This is a genomic window from Pedomonas sp. (assembly GCF_036515995.1).
Taxonomy (GTDB): domain Bacteria; phylum Pseudomonadota; class Alphaproteobacteria; order Sphingomonadales; family Sphingomonadaceae; genus Pedomonas.
In genome coordinates this window covers 1-16,761 of sequence record NZ_DATBUP010000160.1, presented here as the reverse complement: position 1 = coordinate 16,761, position 16,761 = coordinate 1, and the positions used below count along the sequence as shown (strand labels likewise).

The following is a 16,761-nucleotide window of genomic DNA, read 5'->3' as shown; positions in this document are numbered from 1 at the left end:
CACCACCGCGCCCAGCGCCAGCTCGGGCGCGCCCGGCGCGCCGATCTTGCGCACCAGCATGATGTCCAGTTCCGCTCCGAGCGCGTTGGCAACCTCCAGCCCCACCGGTACCCCGCCCCGTGGCAAGGCGAGCACCAGCGGGTCATCCTTGCGGTACTTCAGCAAGGCATAGCCGAGACGATGACCGGCTTCCGTGCGATCGGCAAACAGCGGTTGGTTGAACGTCGGCATGTTGAGCGTTTCTCCCTATACGCCGAAGGGGTAGGTATCCGGCACCCCGTGGGGGCGGTGTGCGGGCAGCGGCGTGACAGCCCGGGTCTCCTCGAACCAGACGAAGGCGTCGAACTGGTCGGCCAGAACGGAATCGTAGTAGTGGCTGGCAAGCTCGGTCTCGGGCCGGTAGATCACGCCGATGGCGCGGCCCAGCCGCGGCTCCGACAGGATCTCGCGCAAGGCCTCCGTGCCCGGCTGCCGCCAGTCCGTGAGGGAAACCGGCACGCGCGCTTCGCGGAAGGCCGCCTCATAGCTGTCCGTTCGCGCCGGACGCACGGACATGACGCGCATGGGCTCGCCCCAGTCATCCGCGGCGGCCACGGTGCCGCGGTCCGTGCCGAAGCCGATCAGCGCGCAATTCTGGCCATAGGCGGTGCGGCACAGCTCGCCGATGTTGAACTCGCCCTGCCAGCCCATGGCGGTGGCGGAGGCGTTGCCGATGTGGCTGTTGTGCGCCCAGACGACCGCCTTGGCATCCGGCCCGCGCGCCTCAAGCAAGCGCTGGAGCGTGTCGAACATGTGCCGGTCGCGCAGGTTCCAGCTCTCGGCCGAGCCGTAGTACATGATGCGATAGTATTGCTCGGCGGCACGGACGATGCGGGCGTTCTGGGCGGCATCGAAAAAGGCCTCGCCATCCGTGCGCAGGGAATCCAGCCGCTGCTCCAGCAATGCCTGAAGCTGCTCGACGACCGCTTCCTCGCATGAGTGCTTGCGGCCTGCCATGACGGCGTGGCCGTAGCGCTCGGGCTCCTCCTGCCACGGGTGCAGGCAGCCGTAGCGACGGCGGGCATCGCGTGCGCCCTCGGGATCGTTGGCTTCCAGATACTCCAGCACCGCCTCGATGGAGGCGGAGAGGCTGTAGACATCAAGGCCCCGGAACTCCACCCGGTCCCGCTCCGCCCGTTCGGCATTGTGGTGGCGCAGCCAGCGGATGAAGTCGTCAATCTCCGCATTGCGCCACATCCAGGTGGGGAAGCGCTCGAAGGCGTGGCGCAGCGTCGGCGCGCGGGCGCAGTGGCGCACGAAGTCATCGATGCGGGCGGCGTCCGGCCAGTCCGCTTCCACCGCCACGATGTTGAACCCGTGGTTTTCGATCAGGTGGCGCGTGATGGCGGCGCGGGCGCGGTAGAATTCTGACGTGCCGTGCGTTGCCTCGCCCAGCGCGACCACGCGCTTGTCCGCAAGGCGGGAGAACAGGGTGGCGAAGGCAGGGTCATCAAGCGCCGGCAACGGCTCGGCCGCGCGGGACAGCACGCCGGCCAGTTCGGCAAGCCGTGCTTCCGCCTGCTGCTTGGCGACCTGAACCATGAAGCGTCTGCCTTTCCTTGCTGCATGTGCCGCGGGCGGCGGTCAGGCGGCCCAATCTGTTGCCCGAGTCCGGAGCCTGAATCTGGGGATCAGCACATTGGCTGCACCGATATGCCGCCGTTTCTAGAACGTGGGCTTGCGGCGGCTTGTTCCCCTTGTCCCCATGCCTGCGGCGCGGGTGGGCAGCGCCCCAAACGACAAGCGGCGCAGCCGGGGGACTGGGCTGCGCCGCGGGGAAGCAACAAGGATGTCATCTGGGTGTGATGCACAGGAAGGAACGGCCAACCTTGGCCGGAGTTCCGCTGCGCCGGGGTCGTAGAGCAAGCCTGCGCTCATGGCCCGTATGCGCAGGCCGGACCGGTGGCCGGAGGCTTGACCGCTTCGAGTCTGCAGGCCTTTGAAGCGGCGGCGCACAGCAACGCCGCAAAACACCGGGCAAGCCCATGCACTGGCCGGCGGGCGGCTGGCGCAGGCGGCGTATGCCAGCGCGTGGCTGCGCCGTTGCAAGTCATGGAAAAGGCGCATGTTTCTAACTGGCTGCGGCGCGAAGAAGTCAGGGGAAAATAAACCGCAAGAAAGTGCGGAAAGGCTGCGTTGGCACTCCTTGAAACTGTCCTAAAGAAGGATTTAATGGTGTGTAAGGGCACCTGAAAAAGCACGGGGGGAATGGAGGGACCTATGTCTCCAACCACCGAGAAAACCCGGAACCCCAGCGTGGACGAAACCCGGCATCCGGAAACCGTCAACCAGCCCGTCAGCACTGCGCCGACCACGGTTAATGAGCAGACTTCCACGCCTGATGACATGGATCAGGTGATGGTCCAGCAGACACCGGGCGAAGCGCTGGAGGATGAGGAAAACAACCCCTGGCGCAATCACGAGGATGATCAGCACAAGTGGCTCGGCCTGCTGCTGGCGGTCGTCGGCTTTGGTGCCATCGGGTATCTGGTCGGCGGTGTCTGACGCTTGACGGGTCTTGCCGCTAACCGGTCCTGGCACGGTGCCGGGGTTTGAAGCCTCAGACGCTGGCACCGGCCTGGGCGCGCGCACGGGGCAACTATCCCGCAGCAGGCTCGTTCCCTTTTTAAAGCGGCCCTGTTGTGAGTTCACGCCTGTCCAGAGGGCAGGGGCCGCAAGGGAAGGACGTGTTGTATGAAGCCCCCGAAACAGCCTCAGGCCGGACCGGAAACCCCTTCGGAGCGGCCTCCTCAGATGGGACAAAGAGCACCGGACCCTGCGCGGCCGGGCAGCACCAGCGCCCAGCTGAAGCATGACATCAACAGCGGCCTGACGGGCGACAAGGTGAATTTCTTCGACCCCGCCGCCGCGCCGCTCGGCACGGATGAAGAAGCCGGCGGCACACCGCCGTCGCCTGAGGAAATCCATCAGGCGCGCATGGCGGAACGCAGCCGGCCATACGATGCGCCGGGTGCCGATGCCCGCACGCCGCCCCATGGCGGGACGGAATACAGCAGCGTGTACAGCAACGAGAGCAACGAGGAGGCGTGGACGCAGCAGCCGACGTCCACGGGCGTGGGCCGCTGGATCGGTTATCTGGTCGCAATCGCCGTCATAGCCCTGCTGATATTCATGATCGCCAACCCGTAAGACGCGGCGGCGTTACCCTCGCGCCCGCACGCCGTTCCGCACGACGGCGGCGCACGGGTTGAACCCGGCCCGGTAGCTGAGTTCGGCCGGGTGGCGAATGTCCCACAATGCCAGGTCGGCAACGTATCCGGGCGCGAGGATGCCGTGGGTCTCGCCAAGCCCCAGAGCCTTCGCCGCGTTGCGGGTTGCGCCGCGCAGCGCCTCCTCCGGCGTGAGGCGGAACAGCACGCATGCCATGTTCATGGCGAGCAGGAGTGAGGTGAGCGGCGAGGTGCCGGGGTTGCTGTCGGTGGCGAGGGCAATGCTGACGCCCGCCTCGCGTAGCGCCTCCACCGGCGGGCGTTTTTCTTCCCGCAGGAAATAGAACGCCCCCGGCAGCAGCACCGCAACCGTGCCGCTTCTCGCCATGGCGCGGATGCCCTCCGGCGAGACCTGCTCCAGATGATCGGCCGAGAGCGCGTTGAAGTCCGCCGCCAGCGCCGCCCCGTTCATGTCGCTGATTTGCTCGGCGTGCAGCTTGACCGGCAGGCCCAGCTTCCTTGCCGCCTCGAACACCGTGCGGGTTTCCTCCGCGGTGAAGGCGATGCGCTCGCAAAACGCATCGACCGCATCCACCAGACCTTCCGCCGCAAGCGCGGGCAGCATCTCCTCGCACAGAAGGCGCAGGTATCCGGCGCGGTTGTCCCTGTACTCCGGCGGCAGGGCGTGCGCGCCGAGGAAGGTGGTGCGCACCGTCACCGGCAACTGCTCGCCAACCATGCGGGCGGCGCGGAGCATGGCGCGCTCGGTCTCCATGTCCAGCCCGTAGCCGGACTTGATCTCGAGCGTGGTGACGCCCTCCGCCAACAGCGCCTCGATGCGCGGCAGGCTTTGCGCCAGAAGCTCCTCGGCACTGGCGGCGCGGGTGGCGCGCACGGTGGAGAGAATGCCGCCGCCCTGCCGGGCGATCTCTTCGTAAGAGACACCGTTCAGCCGCTGCTCGAACTCCTGCGCGCGGTTGCCGCCGTGAATGATGTGGGTGTGGCAGTCGATCAGCCCCGGCGTGACCCAGCGACCGCCGCCGTTGACGGTTTTCCCGGCAGACCAGTGAGTTGGGTTTTCGTCAAGCAGGGCTTGCGGGCCGAGCCACGCGATGCGCCCCTCCGCAATGGCCAGCGCCGCGTTTTCAATCGCGCCGTAAGGCTGGCCGGTCTGCACCCCGGTATCTGCCCCGGTATTTGCCATCGTGGCGAGGTGAACGTGGGTGATGAGCCGGTCCCAGCGGGTGCCGGGCGCGGGCGGGCTGAAGGGGTGCGCAATCTCGCTCATGCCGTGCCGTCATGCTGTGCCTTGCCTGCCCCGTGGCAAGCGGCTACCTCTTGTATAGACAAGTATAGCCTTTGGAGAAGTCATGGCAACCTTCCGGCTGGAGCGGGTGCTGACGGACAGCGGATGGCGCGAGAACGTGCTGCTGCGCGTGGATGCTGCGGGCTTCATTTCCGCGCTTGATGACGCGGGCGAGGAAGATGCGGCCGAGGAAGATGCGAGCGCCGAGGTCGTGCGCGGCACGGTGATCCCGGGCCTGTGCAACGCCCACAGCCATGCCTTTCAGCGCGCCATGGCGGGTCTGGCGGAATGGCGCGGCCCAGGCAAGGAATGTGCTGGGGACGACAGCTTCTGGACGTGGCGCGAGCGCATGTATGATCTGGCGCTGCGCCTCTCCCCCGATGACCTGCGCGCCATCGCCACCCTGCTGTACATCGACATGCTGAAGGCCGGTTACACGCAGGTGTGCGAATTCCATTACGTGCACCACGATGAAACAGGCGCGCCCTATGCCTCGCCGACGGCCCTCTCCGAAGCGATTTTTCAGGCGGCCCATGAGTCGGGCATCGGCCTAACCCATCTGCCGACGCTGTACCAGACAGCTGATTTCGGCAACGTGCCGCCAAGCGACCGGCAGCGGCGATTTTTGAACACGACGGCGGATTTTCTGAAACTGGTGGAGGCGCTGGACCGCCTCGCGGCTGGGCAGGAGCAGACGGGCGTCGGCGCGGCCTTCCACAGCCTGCGCGCCGTGCCCCCGCAGGCGATGCGGGAGGTTCTGGCAGCAGTGGCGGAGAGCGGCCGCCCGCTCCACATCCACATTGCCGAGCAGCGGCGCGAGGTGGAGGCCTGCCTTGCCGCCACCGGCAAGCGCCCGGTCGAGTGGCTGCTCGAAAATGCGCCGGTAAATGAGCGCTGGTCCGCTGTCCACGCGACGCACATGACCGGCAGCGAGACGGAGGCGCTGGCGCAGAGCGGCGCGGTTGCCGTCATCTGCCCGACGACCGAGGCCAATCTGGGGGACGGCCTGTTCAATTTGCCGGACTATCTGGCGGCGGGCGGGCGCATCGCCATCGGCAGCGACAGTCATGTGTCGGTCAGCGCGACCGAGGAGCTGCGCTGGCTGGAGTATGGCCAGCGGCTGCGCTTCGAAAAGCGCAACGTGGCGGCCAGCAGGGGCGATCCCCACACCGGCGCGCGGCTGTGGCGGCTGGCGGCCCAGGGCGGGGCGCTGTCGGCGGGCGTTGCCGTGGGGCGGATCGCCGTCGGCTGCCGGGCGGACCTCTTGGTGCTGAACGACAACGAGTCGGGGCTAGCCGGGCTGTCCGGCGACACCCTGCTCGATGCGTTCATATTTTCCGGCAAGGCGTCCGCCATTCGCCACGTGATGGTGGCGGGCCGCTGGCGCGTGCGGGACGGCTGGCACGCGGGCGAGGTCACGGCGGCGACCGTCTATCGCCATCGGGTGCGCCGGCTGCTATCGGCAGGCGCGTAAGGTTGAGTTTGAGCAGCAGGAAAATCGGCCCATGATGCCGCGCTACCAGAAGGTGAAGGATCACATCCTCGGACACATCGGCTCCGGCGCGTGGCCGTCCGGGCACCGGGTGCCGTCCGAGAACGAACTGGTCAAGCTGCTCAGCGTCTCGCGCATGACCGTCAACCGCGCCATGAAGGAGCTGTCCGACGAAGGCCTGCTCACGCGCGTGGCAGGCGTCGGCACCTTCGTGGCGGACCGCACCGCCCACGCCAACCCGCTCGAAGTGCACAACATCGCCAGCGAGATTCGCAATCGGGGCGGGGAGCACACGGTGCAGGTGCTGAGGCTGGAGGCGGTGGACGCCAAGGGCGACATGGCGCGCAGTTTCAACGCCGCCCCCGGTGCGACCGTCTTTCACTCCCTCATGGTTCACTGCGAGAACGGCGTGCCGGTGCAGCTGGAAGACCGCTACGTGAACCCGGCAATCGCGCCGGGCTATCTGGGCGTCGATTTCACCAGAACCACCGCCCACCAGTACCTGATCGAGGTCGCCCCGTTGCAGGAGGTTGAGCATATCCTGCGCGCCGTCATGCCGACGGCACAGGTGCGCCGCCTCTTGAAGATGCCGGAGGGCGAGCCCTGCCTGATGCTTCAGCGCCGCACATGGTCTGGCGGGCAGGTCGCCACTTCCTCGCGTTTCTACTACCCCGGCTCGCGCTACGAATTCTCCGGCCGCTTCAAGCCGTAAGGTTGGCCTCCAAACCCTCACCCGCCCGGCTTGCCAGTTCGCCTCAGGCGATGTAGCTTCGGTCTGGTTGTCTATACAGGTATGGATGAGGTTATCATGCACGCTCGTCTCACGCCCAATGCCCGCCCGGTTCGCGCGCCCCGTGGTGCGGAAATCTCCGCACGGTCATGGCTGACCGAAGCGCCCTTGCGGATGCTGATGAACAACCTTGACCCGGAGGTGGCGGAAAACCCGGACGAGCTGGTGGTCTATGGCGGCATCGGCCGGGCCGCGCGCAACTGGGAGTGTTTCGACCGCATCGTCGAGACGCTGCGCACGCTGGAGCGCGACGAGACGCTGCTGGTGCAGTCCGGCAAGCCGGTGGGCGTGTTCCGCACCCATGAGAATGCGCCGCGCGTGCTGATCGCCAACTCCAACCTGGTGCCGCACTGGGCGACGTGGGAGCATTTCCATGAGCTCGATCGCCGTGGGCTGATGATGTACGGCCAGATGACGGCCGGTTCGTGGATCTACATCGGCAGTCAGGGCATCGTGCAGGGCACGTACGAGACGTTCGTCGAGATGGGCCGCCAGCATTATGGCGGAGACCTCTCCGGGCGCTGGATCCTGACGGCGGGCCTCGGCGGCATGGGCGGCGCGCAACCCTTAGCGGCCACCATGGCAGGGGCCAGCATGATCGCGGTGGAGTGCCAGTGGAGCCGCATCGAGAAGCGGCTACAAACCCGGTATCTGGACGTCGCCGCCCGCAGTCTCGATGAGGCGCTCGATCTTCTGGAAACGGCGCAGAACGAGGGCAGGACCATTTCCATCGGCCTGCTTGGCAACGCCGCGGAAATCCTGCCCGAAGTGCTGGGTCGCGGCGTTCTGCCGGACGCGGTGACGGACCAGACCTCGGCGCATGATCCGGTGAACGGCTACCTGCCTGCGGGCTGGACGGTCGAGCAGTGGCAGGACCTGCGCGAGCGGGACCCCGCCGCCGTGCGGCGCGCGGCCATCAATTCCATCGGCGTGCATGTGGAGGCCATGCTGGCGTTCCAGAAACTGGGCGTGCCCGTGTTCGATTATGGCAACAACATCCGCCAGATGGCGCTGGAAGCGGGCGTTGCCGACGCCTTCGATTTTCCCGGCTTCGTGCCCGCTTACATCCGCCCGCTGTTCTGCCGGGGCGTGGGGCCGTTCCGCTGGGCGGCGCTGTCGGGCGACCCGGAAGACATCGCCAGAACCGACGCCAAGGTGAAGGAGCTGATCCCCGATGACCGGCACCTGCACCGCTGGCTCGACATGGCAAAGGAGCGCATCGCGTTCCAGGGCCTGCCCGCGCGCATCTGCTGGGTGGGGCTGGGCGAGCGGCACCGTCTGGGTCTGGCGTTCAACGAAATGGTGGCAAGGGGCGAGCTGAAAGCCCCCGTCGTCATCGGGCGCGATCATCTGGATTCAGGGTCCGTCGCCAGCCCCAACCGGGAAACCGAGGCGATGATGGACGGCTCCGATGCGGTGTCCGACTGGCCGCTGCTGAACGCGCTGCTCAATACCGCCAGCGGCGCGACGTGGGTGTCTCTGCACCATGGCGGCGGCGTCGGCATGGGCTTTTCGCAGCATTCGGGCATGGTCATCGTGTGCGACGGCACCGAGGACGCGGCAAAGCGTATCGAGCGCGTGCTGTGGAACGACCCCGCAACCGGCGTGATGCGCCATGCGGATGCGGGCTACCGCGACGCCATCGACTGCGCCCGGGCGCACGGCCTCAACCTGCCGATGCTGGGGGATGGGAAATGATGAACGACAGGCTTCTGATCGAGCCCGGCTCGGTTGATCTGGCAACGCTGCGGCGGGTGTGGGCAGCGCCCGTGAAAATCGCGCTGGGCGATGAGACGCGCGAGCGCCTCTCCGCAAGCTGCAAGGCGATCGGCGATATTCTCGCCAAGGGCCAGCCGGTTTACGGCATCAACACCGGCTTCGGCCTGCTGGCGCAGACGCGCATTGCGGACGATGAGCTGGAAGCCCTGCAACGCAACCTGATTTTCTCCCACTCGACCGGCGTCGGCGCGCCCCTGCCGGAGGCGGTGGTGCGGCTGGTGCTGCTGCTGAAAATCATCGGGCTGGCGCGCGGCCACTCCGGCGTGCGGGTGGAGACGGTCGATGCACTCATCGCGCTGCTGAACTCACAGGTTTATCCCGTAATCCCATCAAAAGGCTCGGTCGGCGCCTCGGGCGATCTCGCGCCGCTCGCTCACATGGCGGCGGTGCTGCTGGGCGAGGGCGAGGTCACGCACAACGGTGAAGTGCTGTCCGCCCGCAAGGGGCTGGCGCTGGCGGGCCTTGCGCCCATGACCCTCGGCCCCAAGGAAGGGCTGGCGCTCATCAACGGCACGCAGGTCTCCGCCGCGCTGGGCCTGGCCGGGCTGTTTCTGGCCGAAAACGTGTTCGCCAGCGCCGTGGTGGCGGGCGCGCTCTCGGTCGATGCGCTGAAGGGCAGCGACGTGCCGTTCGATGCCCGCATCCATGCGCTGCGCGGCCAGCCGGGCCAGCAGGACGTGGCGGCGCGGTATCGTGCCCTGCTGGCGGACAGCGAGATCCGCGCCTCCCACAAGAATTGCGCCCGGGTGCAGGATCCCTATTCGCTGCGCTGCCAGCCGCAGGTGATGGGCGCGGTGCTGGACACGCTGCGCCATGCCGCCGCCGTGCTGGAGCGGGAAGCCAATGCGGTGACGGACAATCCGCTGATTTTCGCAGAAGATCTGGAAGCGCTTTCGGGCGGGAATTTCCATGCCGAGCCGGTGGCGTTCGTGGCGGATTTTCTGGCCATCGCGCTGACGGAAATCGCCAACCTTTCCGAGCGCCGCCTCGCCATTCTGGTGGATCCGAAAATGAGCGGCCTGCCGGCGTTTCTGGTGGAGCACAGCGGCGTCAATTCCGGCTTCATGATCGCGCAGGTCACGGCCGCCGCGCTGGCGTCGGAGAACAAGACGCTGGCGCATCCGGCCAGCGTCGATACCATCCCCACCTCCGCCAATCAGGAAGACCATGTGAGCATGGCCACCTTCGCCGCCCGGCGGCTGGCAGACATGGCGGAGAACAGCGCCACCGTCATCGGCATCGAGCTGATCGCGGCAGCGCAGGGGCTGGAATTTCACCGTCCGCTGAAATCATCGCCTGTGCTCGAGGAGGTCTATGCCCTCGTGCGCGAGCGCGTAGCCGCCTACGATGCCGACCGTTATTTCAAGCCGGATATCGATGTGGCCCGCGCATGGGTGCTGGACGGCGCGCTCAACCGCTGGGCGGCGGACCTGCTGCCTTCCCGGGGGAAATAACATGGCCCCAAGTGACAGAACTGGGGTGTTCGAGTTTCGGCAGGGCACGCTGCCGCTGCTCGTCAGCATTCCCCATGCGGGCACGCAACTGCCGGCGGAATTGGCTCAGCGGCTGAGCGCGCCCGCACGTGCCGTGCCGGATACGGACTGGCATGTGGAAAAGCTCTACGCCTTTGCGGCCCAAATGGGCGCGAGCGTGCTGAAGGCCAACTATTCCCGCTATGTGGTCGATCTCAACCGGCCGACGGACGGCGCGCTGCTCTATCCCGGCCAGCGGGAAACCGGCCTGTGCCCGCTGATGACCTTCGCAGACGTGCCCCTCTATGCGCCCAGCGACGAACCGGGGGCGGACGAGATTGCCAGCCGTGTGGAGCAATACTGGAAGCCCTACCACGACAAGCTCGCAGCAACACTGGCGGCGCTTCGCCAGCAGCACGGCTATGCGTTGCTGTGGGATGCCCACTCCATTCGTGCCGAAGTGCCGGTGCTGTTCGAGGGCCGCCTGCCGGACTTCAACCTCGGCACCGGCGGCGGCACCTCCTGTCCGCCGGAAATCGCCAGCGAACTGCTGGCGGCGGCGCAAAGGGCGGATGGATTTTCGGCCGTGCTGAACGGCAGGTTCAAGGGCGGCTACATCACCCGCCATTACGGGCGGCCGGAGGAGAACATCCTCGCCGTGCAGCTTGAGCTCACCCAGTCCGCCTACATGGAGGAGAGCGATCCCCGCACCTGGAATGCAAACCGGGCGGAGGCCGCGCAGCGGGTCATTGAAGACCTGTTGAACACGCTGCTGCAGAGCGCGCGCCGCTGGGCGGCCTGAGCGGCAAACGGGGGCGGGCTGTTGCGGATCGGCGGGGCTGACTATAGCGTCTCTGCGCACAGCCATGCGTGCATGGGAAAAGGGGGAAGTGATGAAACGCCGGTTCGGATTTGCAGTGGCGCTCGCTCTGGCAGCCGGTGCGCCAGTGTCGGCCCTGGCCGCCAAGCTGCCGCTGAGCGAGCAGGAACTGCGCAGCGGTGACGTCACCGTCCGCGTGACGGACCTGACCCCGCGTTTTCTCGATTTTTACGAGAAGGCCGCAAGGCCCGGCGTAACCCCTGACGAACGCTTTGCCCTGTGGGAAGAGTTTTACGGCTTTGCCGCCATTCCGCCGACGCCGGAAGGCAAGACCATCGCCCGCCAGTTGCTGGACGCAGCGTGGGACAAATACCCGGCGGCGCTCGATGTCATCCGCAAGGGTGCGGCAGGCATGCAGCCGGGGCCGGACGTGGCGGCGAACGAGGTGCGCCGGGTTCTCGGCCACGAGGGGCCTTTCAAGCTGCAGTACGTCGTTTACGTGGGCGGGTTCGAGGACAACGCCTTCACGGCCGGGCAGGCCGACATGCCGATGATCGCAATGCCGGTGGAAATGGCCCCGGACGCACGCCGGCGCATCCTGCGCCATGAAATGACCCACGCGGTGCACGGGCAGGTGGCCGGGCTCGGCAACGAATGGGAGCGCAGCATCGCGCAGACCATCGTCTCCGAAGGGCTGGCCATGCACACGGCCCGCAGTTTCGAGCCCGATGCACCCGAGCATCTGTTCGTTGACCACACGCCGGGCTGGCTGGCGGAGGTGATGCCGAGGGCAGGGGAAATTCTGCGCGGCATTGCGCCGGTTCTCGCCCGCAGCGATTCAGAAACCGTATTCCGCTTCACCATGGGCACGGGCACCACCGGGGCGGAACGCGAAGCCTACGTTGCGGGCTGGCTGGTGGTCGGCCACTGGCTGAAACACGGGCGAACGCTGGCTGAGATCGCCCGTATTCCAGAAACCGCCATGGCGGCCGAGGTGGAAAAAGCCATTGCCGAGATGCAGGCGGCCAGAAGCTAATTGGCCGGAAGTTAAACAGGGGTTGCGGGTGGAATGTCGAGGCCGCGCTGCACGGCGGGGCGGGCAAGGCCCTGCTCCAGCCAGCGGCCCACGTTCCCGTAGGTGGAAAATTCCACCAGCTCGCCCGCCTCGTAAAAGCCGATCAGGTTGCGCACCCACCCCAAGGTGGAAATATCGGCGATGGTATAGTCATCCCCCATGATCCACTGGCGGTCCTCCAGCCGCTCGTCCAGCACGCCGAGCAGGCGCTTTGACTCGGTGACGTAGCGCTCAAGCGGGCGCTTGTCCTCAAGGGTGCGGCCGTCGAATTTGTGGAAATACCCCACCTGACCGAACATCGGGCCGATGGCGGCCATCTGGAAGAACACCCACTGCACCGTCTCCCAGCGCTGGCCGCGGTCGGTGGGCAGGAATTTGCCGGTTTTCTCGGCCAGATACATCAGGATTGCGCCGGATTCGAACAGCCCGAGCGGTTTGCCGTCCGGGCCATCCGGGTCGATGATCGCGGGGATTTTCCCGTTCGGGTTCAGCGAGAGAAACTCCGGCGTCTTGCTCTCCCCCTTCATGATGTCGACCCGGTGCACCTCGTAGGGCAGGCCGGTTTCCTCCAGCATGATGGAGGCCTTCACGCCATTGGGCGTTGGCATCGAATAAAGCTGGAGGCGGTCCGGGTGCTGTGCGGGCCAGCGCCGCGTGATCGGAAAAGCGGATAGTTGGGTCATCGGCTGTGCGTCCTTATTCTTGTCCAAGCGCATAAACGCGCAGCCAGTGCCCATCGGGATCAAGCGCCAGGAAGGAATACCCGAAACGCACCCGCGCCGGAGAGTGCTGAATCGCAACGCCCTGCGCCTGCCACGCGGCAAAGGTGTCCTCGACCGCAGCGCGCGAATCGACGCGAAAGCCGATTTCGACGCCACTGCCGGCCGGGCCGGGGGCAGGCTCCACGTCGTCGCGCGCCCACAGGCCCAGCTTCAGGCCCGACGGGAGCGCGAACAGAACGAAGGTCTCACCCGGTTCAACGGGTTCGATCCCCAGCAGGGAGCGATAGAAGTCGGTACTGGCGGCAAGGTCTGCCACATGAAGCAGTATGTGCTGAGGCTGGAGTTGCATGGTTTATTCAATCCAGAAGGTCATGGATGTTGATACCGTTGGCCGCGCAATAGGTGCGGTAGACCGCCTCCATTGAACGGCTGGAGAAGCGTGTCGCAACGTTGCCGTCGTCATCGAGGTATTCGACAGCGCCGAAGACCGAAATAAGGACGATGGCGGGCTGGTCGCCCACGGCCTGCCAAGTGTCGATATTTCCGGCAGGTTCGAACACGTAGTCGCCAGGGCCGATGCGCTCTCCGCTGCACAGTTCGCGGTCCCCTTCCAGGTTGAGCGCATGAACCTCCCCGGTGTGGCGGTGAGGTGGAATGACGGTGCCCGGATCCACGCGCATCAGTGCGACATAACCGCGATCGTTGCTCAGAAAGCGGATCGGCTTGAACGCCCGGCCGGGGCCAAGCGGAACCCAGGGGGTGTCAACGGACCGGGTGAGGCGGGCAGGTGTGGTGTGCAGCAGGGTGCGAGCGGCGGTGGCGTGAGCGGGCATGGCGTTTCCTCTTGTTTCACCACCCAGTATTCTCGAAAATGGCCCGTTAAAAAGGTCCACAATTGCCAAAAATTATGGAGCCACTTTTGCCGGCCAAAGCACCAGACTCCGGGTTCGAGCTTGATCTTGTACGACCGCCAGCCGGAGTGCGCAGGCTGCTGCACGACTTGCATCGACAACTGCGCAGCGCCATTGCAGATGGTCGGTTGCAGCCCGGCCTGCGCTTGCCCTCCACCCGCGCCTTTGCACGGCAGTTCGGCATCTCCCGCAACACGGCGCTTGCGCTTTATGACCTGCTGTTGGCGGACGGTTATCTGGAGGCGCGTCCCGGCAGTGGCACTTTTGTGGCGCAGGGCCTGCGCAGGGAGGCGGGCACAGCCGGCGGCACAAACCCGTATGACCCCCGCATCGCACCGCAGTGGCGGGAGGCGGCGACCTTCCTGCCCGCGCAGGATGCGCCGCAGTTCGACCTTCGCCTTGGGTTGCCGGACCGCAGCCTTTTTCCGTTTGACGTCTGGCGGCGCTTGTCCAACCGGGTGGTGCGAGAACTGGCTCGTGCACCGTCATCTTATCGCAATGCGCAAGGATCGCCGGCGTTGCGCGCGGCGATTGCGCGGCACATCTCGTTCACGCGTGCGGTGGCCTGCCGAGCGGAAGATGTGGTGGCGGCGGCGGGTGCCCAGCAGGGGTTTGATCTGATTGCTCGGCTGCTGGTCACGCCGGGCGAGACCGTAGCGGCGGTAGAAGACCCCGGCTATCCACCCCTGCGCGCCGCGTTTCGGGCGGCCGGCGCGCGCATTGTGCCCGTGCCGGTGGACGGCGAGGGAGTGCGGGTTGATGTAATACCCGACGAGGCGCGCATCATCTGCGTTACGCCGTCTCACCAGTTCCCGACTGGCGTGGCGATGTCCCTTCAACGGCGGATGGCACTGCTGGAGCGCGCCCGCGCCATCGATGCGTCGATCGTTGAGGATGACTACGACAGCGAGTTTCGTTTCAGTAGTCGTCCGCTTGATGCCCTGCAGACGCTCGATCGGTCAGGTTCGGTGTTCTATGTGGGCACCTTCTCCAAGTGCCTGTTCCCGGAATTGCGACTGGGGTTCGTCGTCGCGCCCGCCTGGGCGCTGGCGGGACTGGCCGAGGTGCGGCGCGTGTCGGGGTGGCACGGGCCCGTGCAGGATGAAGAGGCGTTGGCTGCCTTCATCGACGAAGGACATCTGGCGCGGTACGTCCGGCGGATGCGGAAAGAATACAGCGCACGGCGTCATGCGCTGATCGACGCGCTGTCACGGCATTGCAGGCAAAGCCTGCGCCTCATCCCCTCAGCGGCCGGGCTGCATCTCGCCGTGGAGCTCATCGTGCCGGTTGCAGCTGCAGAAGTGGCTGCGGCGGCACGGGAGCTGGGCGTGGCCGTCGATACGCTCGACCGATATTCGGTTGGTCATGCGCCCATGCAGGGGCTGGCACTTGGCTTCGGGCAGATTGCAGCCGGGAAGCTGGATGCAGCGGCACAGCTGCTGCAGCAGGCGATATACGCCTGCCTCAGGCAAGGGTGATGGCCTGTTACAGCATCCACTCGATCGGCAGGTGAGACAACAGCCAGATCACGAACCGCTGCACCGCATTGGTGCCGGGTTCGGTGTCATGGCGAATGGTTTTGCCGTCCACCTGTTCCAGCCAGTACAGGTCGCCGTCCGCATCCAGCCTGACCGCGTAGGCCCGCAAGGGGGCCTCGTCCACCAGCCCGTCATGGATGGTGCGGGCGAGCGTCGGACTTTCGATGAGGAAGCCCATCTCGGTGTTGAGGTGGACGGAGCGGGGATCGAAATTGAACGAGCCGATGAACACGCGCCGGTCGTCAACCGTGAAGGTCTTGGCGTGTAGCACGGAGCCGGAGCCGCGCAGCACCGAGCTTGAACCGCCGGAGACCTGGCTGGACAGCCGCAGGCTGGCCCCCTCGTCCCCCAGCGCCGAGGCCTTGGTCTCGTAAAGCGCAATGCCGGCTTCCAGCAAGGGCTTGCGGCGCTTGGCATAGCCGGCGTGGACGATGGCGACGTCCGTCGCCTCCAGCGCATTGGTGAGGATGCTGACCTTCACGCCCTCTCCGGCCATGTCGGAGAATGCCGCAACGCCTGCCGCCGTCGGCACGAAATAGCCGGAGACGAGGCCGAGCGTGTGCCGGGGCTCCTCCAGGAGCTCCCTCAGCTTGTGCGCCACCAGCGTTTCGGGAACCGCAACGCCCAGTCCCTTGGCCGGATCATCGCTCAGCATCCGCACCGGCACCCACGCCAGAGGCAGGTTGCCCTCGACGAGGGACTGCACCAGCCGGGTGCGCCGGATCGCCTCGATGAACTCGGCCGCCCCAGGATCCTTGGCCGCACTCAGCATGAGGGAAGGATCGGCGCCCGTCTCTGCATCGGCTTTCGGCAGCAGGCGGTCCACCGGGTAGGCGGAGGCGCTGGTCCAGTAGCGGTTGAAATCATGCGCCACATCGGTGGCGACCGGACCCACGGCCAGCACATCGAGGTCGAGGAACAACGCGCCGTCGGCCGCGCCGAAATACTCATCCCCCACATTCCGGCCGCCGATGATGGTCGCCTGCCCGTCGGCGGTGAAGGACTTGTTGTGCATCCGCCGGTTCAGCCGGTCGAAGTCGGTGAGGTAGCCGATCAGGCGCGGGCTGCGCAGCGCGAACGGATTGAACAGCCGGACCTCGATGTTGGGATGGCGGTCGAGCGCGGCCAGCAGCCCGTCCATGCCGGAGGTGTTGTTGTCGTCCAGCAGCAGGCGCACCTGCACGCCCCGGTCGGCGGCTTCCAGCACGGCCTGGAACAGCAGGGAGCCGGAGCGGTCAGCCCGCCAGATATAGTACTGGATATCGAGCGTGCGCTCCGCCGCCCGGGCCAGCATGACCCGCGCGGCAAATGCCTCGTGCGGATCGGGGATGGCGTGCACGCCGGAAGTGCCGGGATGCCGGGCAGCTTCGGGCTGGATGGCCCGCCCGAGCCGGGTGGCGGAAATGCCGGGCAAAGGCGGGGGCGCGCTGCGTCCCTCCAGCGAGGGCAGGGGATGCGTCAGCCGGATGGTGATACCCGCCGCCACCACGACGAACAGCGCCAGCGCGATCAGATAGAAGCCTGCGATCCAAAATGACTTGCGCATCCAGACACTCGCTTGCGGAGAGCGCCTGCTGCTCTCCCGTCCTGCCGTGCTATCACTGAATGACGGCCCGTGTAAGCGGTCAGGTCATCGCCACGGCGAAG

General features: G+C 66.5%; 15 protein-coding genes and 1 pseudogene. 9 read left to right on the top strand and 7 right to left on the bottom strand.

Annotated features, from left to right (window positions below; translation table 11 throughout):
• Positions 1-231: pseudogene (locus VIG90_RS12275) on the bottom strand (hypothetical protein); the annotation flags it as partial.
• 15 nt (positions 232-246) lie between these two features.
• A complete protein-coding gene (locus tag VIG90_RS12270) occupies positions 247-1,581 on the bottom strand; it encodes an erythromycin esterase family protein (RefSeq protein WP_331593810.1) in 1,335 nt (444 codons plus the stop codon).
• 678 nt (positions 1,582-2,259) lie between these two features.
• On the opposite strand from VIG90_RS12270, the gene VIG90_RS12265 reads away from it, so the two are divergent.
• Positions 2,260-2,544 carry a hypothetical protein gene (locus VIG90_RS12265; RefSeq protein WP_331593809.1) on the top strand — a complete coding sequence of 95 codons (285 nt, stop codon included), beginning with the start codon at positions 2,260-2,262 and terminating at the stop codon, positions 2,542-2,544.
• A gap of 249 nt (positions 2,545-2,793) precedes the next feature.
• Positions 2,794-3,189, top strand: coding sequence for a hypothetical protein (locus tag VIG90_RS12260; protein ID WP_331593808.1), 396 nt, complete (start codon positions 2,794-2,796; stop codon positions 3,187-3,189).
• 12 nt (positions 3,190-3,201) lie between these two features.
• Here VIG90_RS12260 and hutI read toward each other — a convergent pair whose 3' ends face one another.
• A complete protein-coding gene (hutI, locus tag VIG90_RS12255) occupies positions 3,202-4,497 on the bottom strand; it encodes an imidazolonepropionase (RefSeq protein WP_414695499.1) in 1,296 nt (431 codons plus the stop codon).
• 82 nt (positions 4,498-4,579) lie between these two features.
• Between hutI and VIG90_RS12250 the strand changes: the two genes are divergently transcribed.
• From VIG90_RS12250 to VIG90_RS12225, 6 genes are all read left to right on the top strand, one after another.
• Positions 4,580-5,989 (top strand): formimidoylglutamate deiminase, encoded by a 1,410-nt coding sequence (locus VIG90_RS12250; RefSeq protein WP_331593807.1) that lies wholly within the window; start codon positions 4,580-4,582, stop codon positions 5,987-5,989.
• A gap of 31 nt (positions 5,990-6,020) precedes the next feature.
• The gene (gene hutC, locus VIG90_RS12245; protein ID WP_331593806.1) at positions 6,021-6,719 is read left to right on the top strand and encodes a histidine utilization repressor; all 699 of its coding nucleotides are present in this window, start codon (positions 6,021-6,023) and stop codon (positions 6,717-6,719) included.
• A 96-nt stretch (positions 6,720-6,815) separates the two neighbouring features.
• Positions 6,816-8,495 carry a urocanate hydratase gene (gene hutU, locus VIG90_RS12240; protein WP_331593805.1) on the top strand — a complete coding sequence of 560 codons (1,680 nt, stop codon included), beginning with the start codon at positions 6,816-6,818 and terminating at the stop codon, positions 8,493-8,495.
• On the top strand, positions 8,495-10,030 hold the full coding sequence (gene hutH, locus VIG90_RS12235; RefSeq protein WP_331593804.1) for a histidine ammonia-lyase: 1,536 nt from the start codon (positions 8,495-8,497) through the stop codon (positions 10,028-10,030). The genes hutU and hutH overlap by 1 nt, the downstream gene beginning before the upstream one ends.
• A gap of 1 nt (position 10,031) precedes the next feature.
• On the top strand, positions 10,032-10,850 hold the full coding sequence (hutG, locus tag VIG90_RS12230) for an N-formylglutamate deformylase (RefSeq protein ID WP_331593803.1): 819 nt from the start codon (positions 10,032-10,034) through the stop codon (positions 10,848-10,850).
• Between the two features lie 91 nt (positions 10,851-10,941).
• A complete protein-coding gene (locus VIG90_RS12225; protein WP_331593802.1) occupies positions 10,942-11,904 on the top strand; it encodes a hypothetical protein in 963 nt (320 codons plus the stop codon).
• Between the two features lie 11 nt (positions 11,905-11,915).
• Here VIG90_RS12225 and VIG90_RS12220 read toward each other — a convergent pair whose 3' ends face one another.
• From VIG90_RS12220 to VIG90_RS12210, 3 genes are read right to left on the bottom strand one after another with little or no spacing between them, the layout of a single operon-like run.
• On the bottom strand, positions 11,916-12,626 hold the full coding sequence (locus VIG90_RS12220) for a glutathione S-transferase N-terminal domain-containing protein (protein ID WP_331593801.1): 711 nt from the start codon (positions 12,624-12,626) through the stop codon (positions 11,916-11,918).
• Positions 12,627-12,639: 13 nt separating this feature from the next.
• Positions 12,640-13,014, bottom strand: a complete 375-nt coding sequence (locus tag VIG90_RS12215) for a VOC family protein (RefSeq protein ID WP_331593800.1) — start codon at positions 13,012-13,014, stop codon at positions 12,640-12,642.
• Between the two features lie 7 nt (positions 13,015-13,021).
• A complete protein-coding gene (locus VIG90_RS12210; protein WP_331593799.1) occupies positions 13,022-13,498 on the bottom strand; it encodes a 2,4'-dihydroxyacetophenone dioxygenase family protein in 477 nt (158 codons plus the stop codon).
• Positions 13,499-13,584: 86 nt separating this feature from the next.
• On the opposite strand from VIG90_RS12210, the gene VIG90_RS12205 reads away from it, so the two are divergent.
• A complete protein-coding gene (locus tag VIG90_RS12205; protein WP_331593798.1) occupies positions 13,585-15,054 on the top strand; it encodes a PLP-dependent aminotransferase family protein in 1,470 nt (489 codons plus the stop codon).
• Positions 15,055-15,061: 7 nt separating this feature from the next.
• Here VIG90_RS12205 and VIG90_RS12200 read toward each other — a convergent pair whose 3' ends face one another.
• Positions 15,062-16,660, bottom strand: a complete 1,599-nt coding sequence (locus VIG90_RS12200; RefSeq protein ID WP_331593797.1) for a phospholipase D family protein — start codon at positions 16,658-16,660, stop codon at positions 15,062-15,064.
• Positions 16,661-16,761 lie beyond the last annotated feature (101 nt).

What these genes read in the sequence shown, in the direction of transcription:
- VIG90_RS12260 (WP_331593808.1), top strand. Translation starts at nt 2,794, where the DNA reads ATGGGACAAAGAGCACCGGACCCTGCGCGGCCGGGCAGCACCAGCGCC.
- VIG90_RS12200 (WP_331593797.1), bottom strand. Translation starts at nt 16,660, where the DNA reads ATGCGCAAGTCATTTTGGATCGCAGGCTTCTATCTGATCGCGCTGGCG.
- VIG90_RS12220 (WP_331593801.1), bottom strand. Translation starts at nt 12,626, where the DNA reads ATGACCCAACTATCCGCTTTTCCGATCACGCGGCGCTGGCCCGCACAG.
- hutH (WP_331593804.1), top strand. Translation starts at nt 8,495, where the DNA reads ATGAACGACAGGCTTCTGATCGAGCCCGGCTCGGTTGATCTGGCAACG.
- VIG90_RS12265 (WP_331593809.1), top strand. Translation starts at nt 2,260, where the DNA reads ATGTCTCCAACCACCGAGAAAACCCGGAACCCCAGCGTGGACGAAACC.
- hutI (WP_414695499.1), bottom strand. Translation starts at nt 4,497, where the DNA reads ATGAGCGAGATTGCGCACCCCTTCAGCCCGCCCGCGCCCGGCACCCGC.
- VIG90_RS12215 (WP_331593800.1), bottom strand. Translation starts at nt 13,014, where the DNA reads ATGCAACTCCAGCCTCAGCACATACTGCTTCATGTGGCAGACCTTGCC.
- hutU (WP_331593805.1), top strand. Translation starts at nt 6,816, where the DNA reads ATGCACGCTCGTCTCACGCCCAATGCCCGCCCGGTTCGCGCGCCCCGT.
- VIG90_RS12210 (WP_331593799.1), bottom strand. Translation starts at nt 13,498, where the DNA reads ATGCCCGCTCACGCCACCGCCGCTCGCACCCTGCTGCACACCACACCT.
- hutC (WP_331593806.1), top strand. Translation starts at nt 6,021, where the DNA reads ATGATGCCGCGCTACCAGAAGGTGAAGGATCACATCCTCGGACACATC.
- VIG90_RS12270 (WP_331593810.1), bottom strand. Translation starts at nt 1,581, where the DNA reads ATGGTTCAGGTCGCCAAGCAGCAGGCGGAAGCACGGCTTGCCGAACTG.
- VIG90_RS12250 (WP_331593807.1), top strand. Translation starts at nt 4,580, where the DNA reads ATGGCAACCTTCCGGCTGGAGCGGGTGCTGACGGACAGCGGATGGCGC.
- hutG (WP_331593803.1), top strand. Translation starts at nt 10,032, where the DNA reads ATGGCCCCAAGTGACAGAACTGGGGTGTTCGAGTTTCGGCAGGGCACG.
- VIG90_RS12225 (WP_331593802.1), top strand. Translation starts at nt 10,942, where the DNA reads ATGAAACGCCGGTTCGGATTTGCAGTGGCGCTCGCTCTGGCAGCCGGT.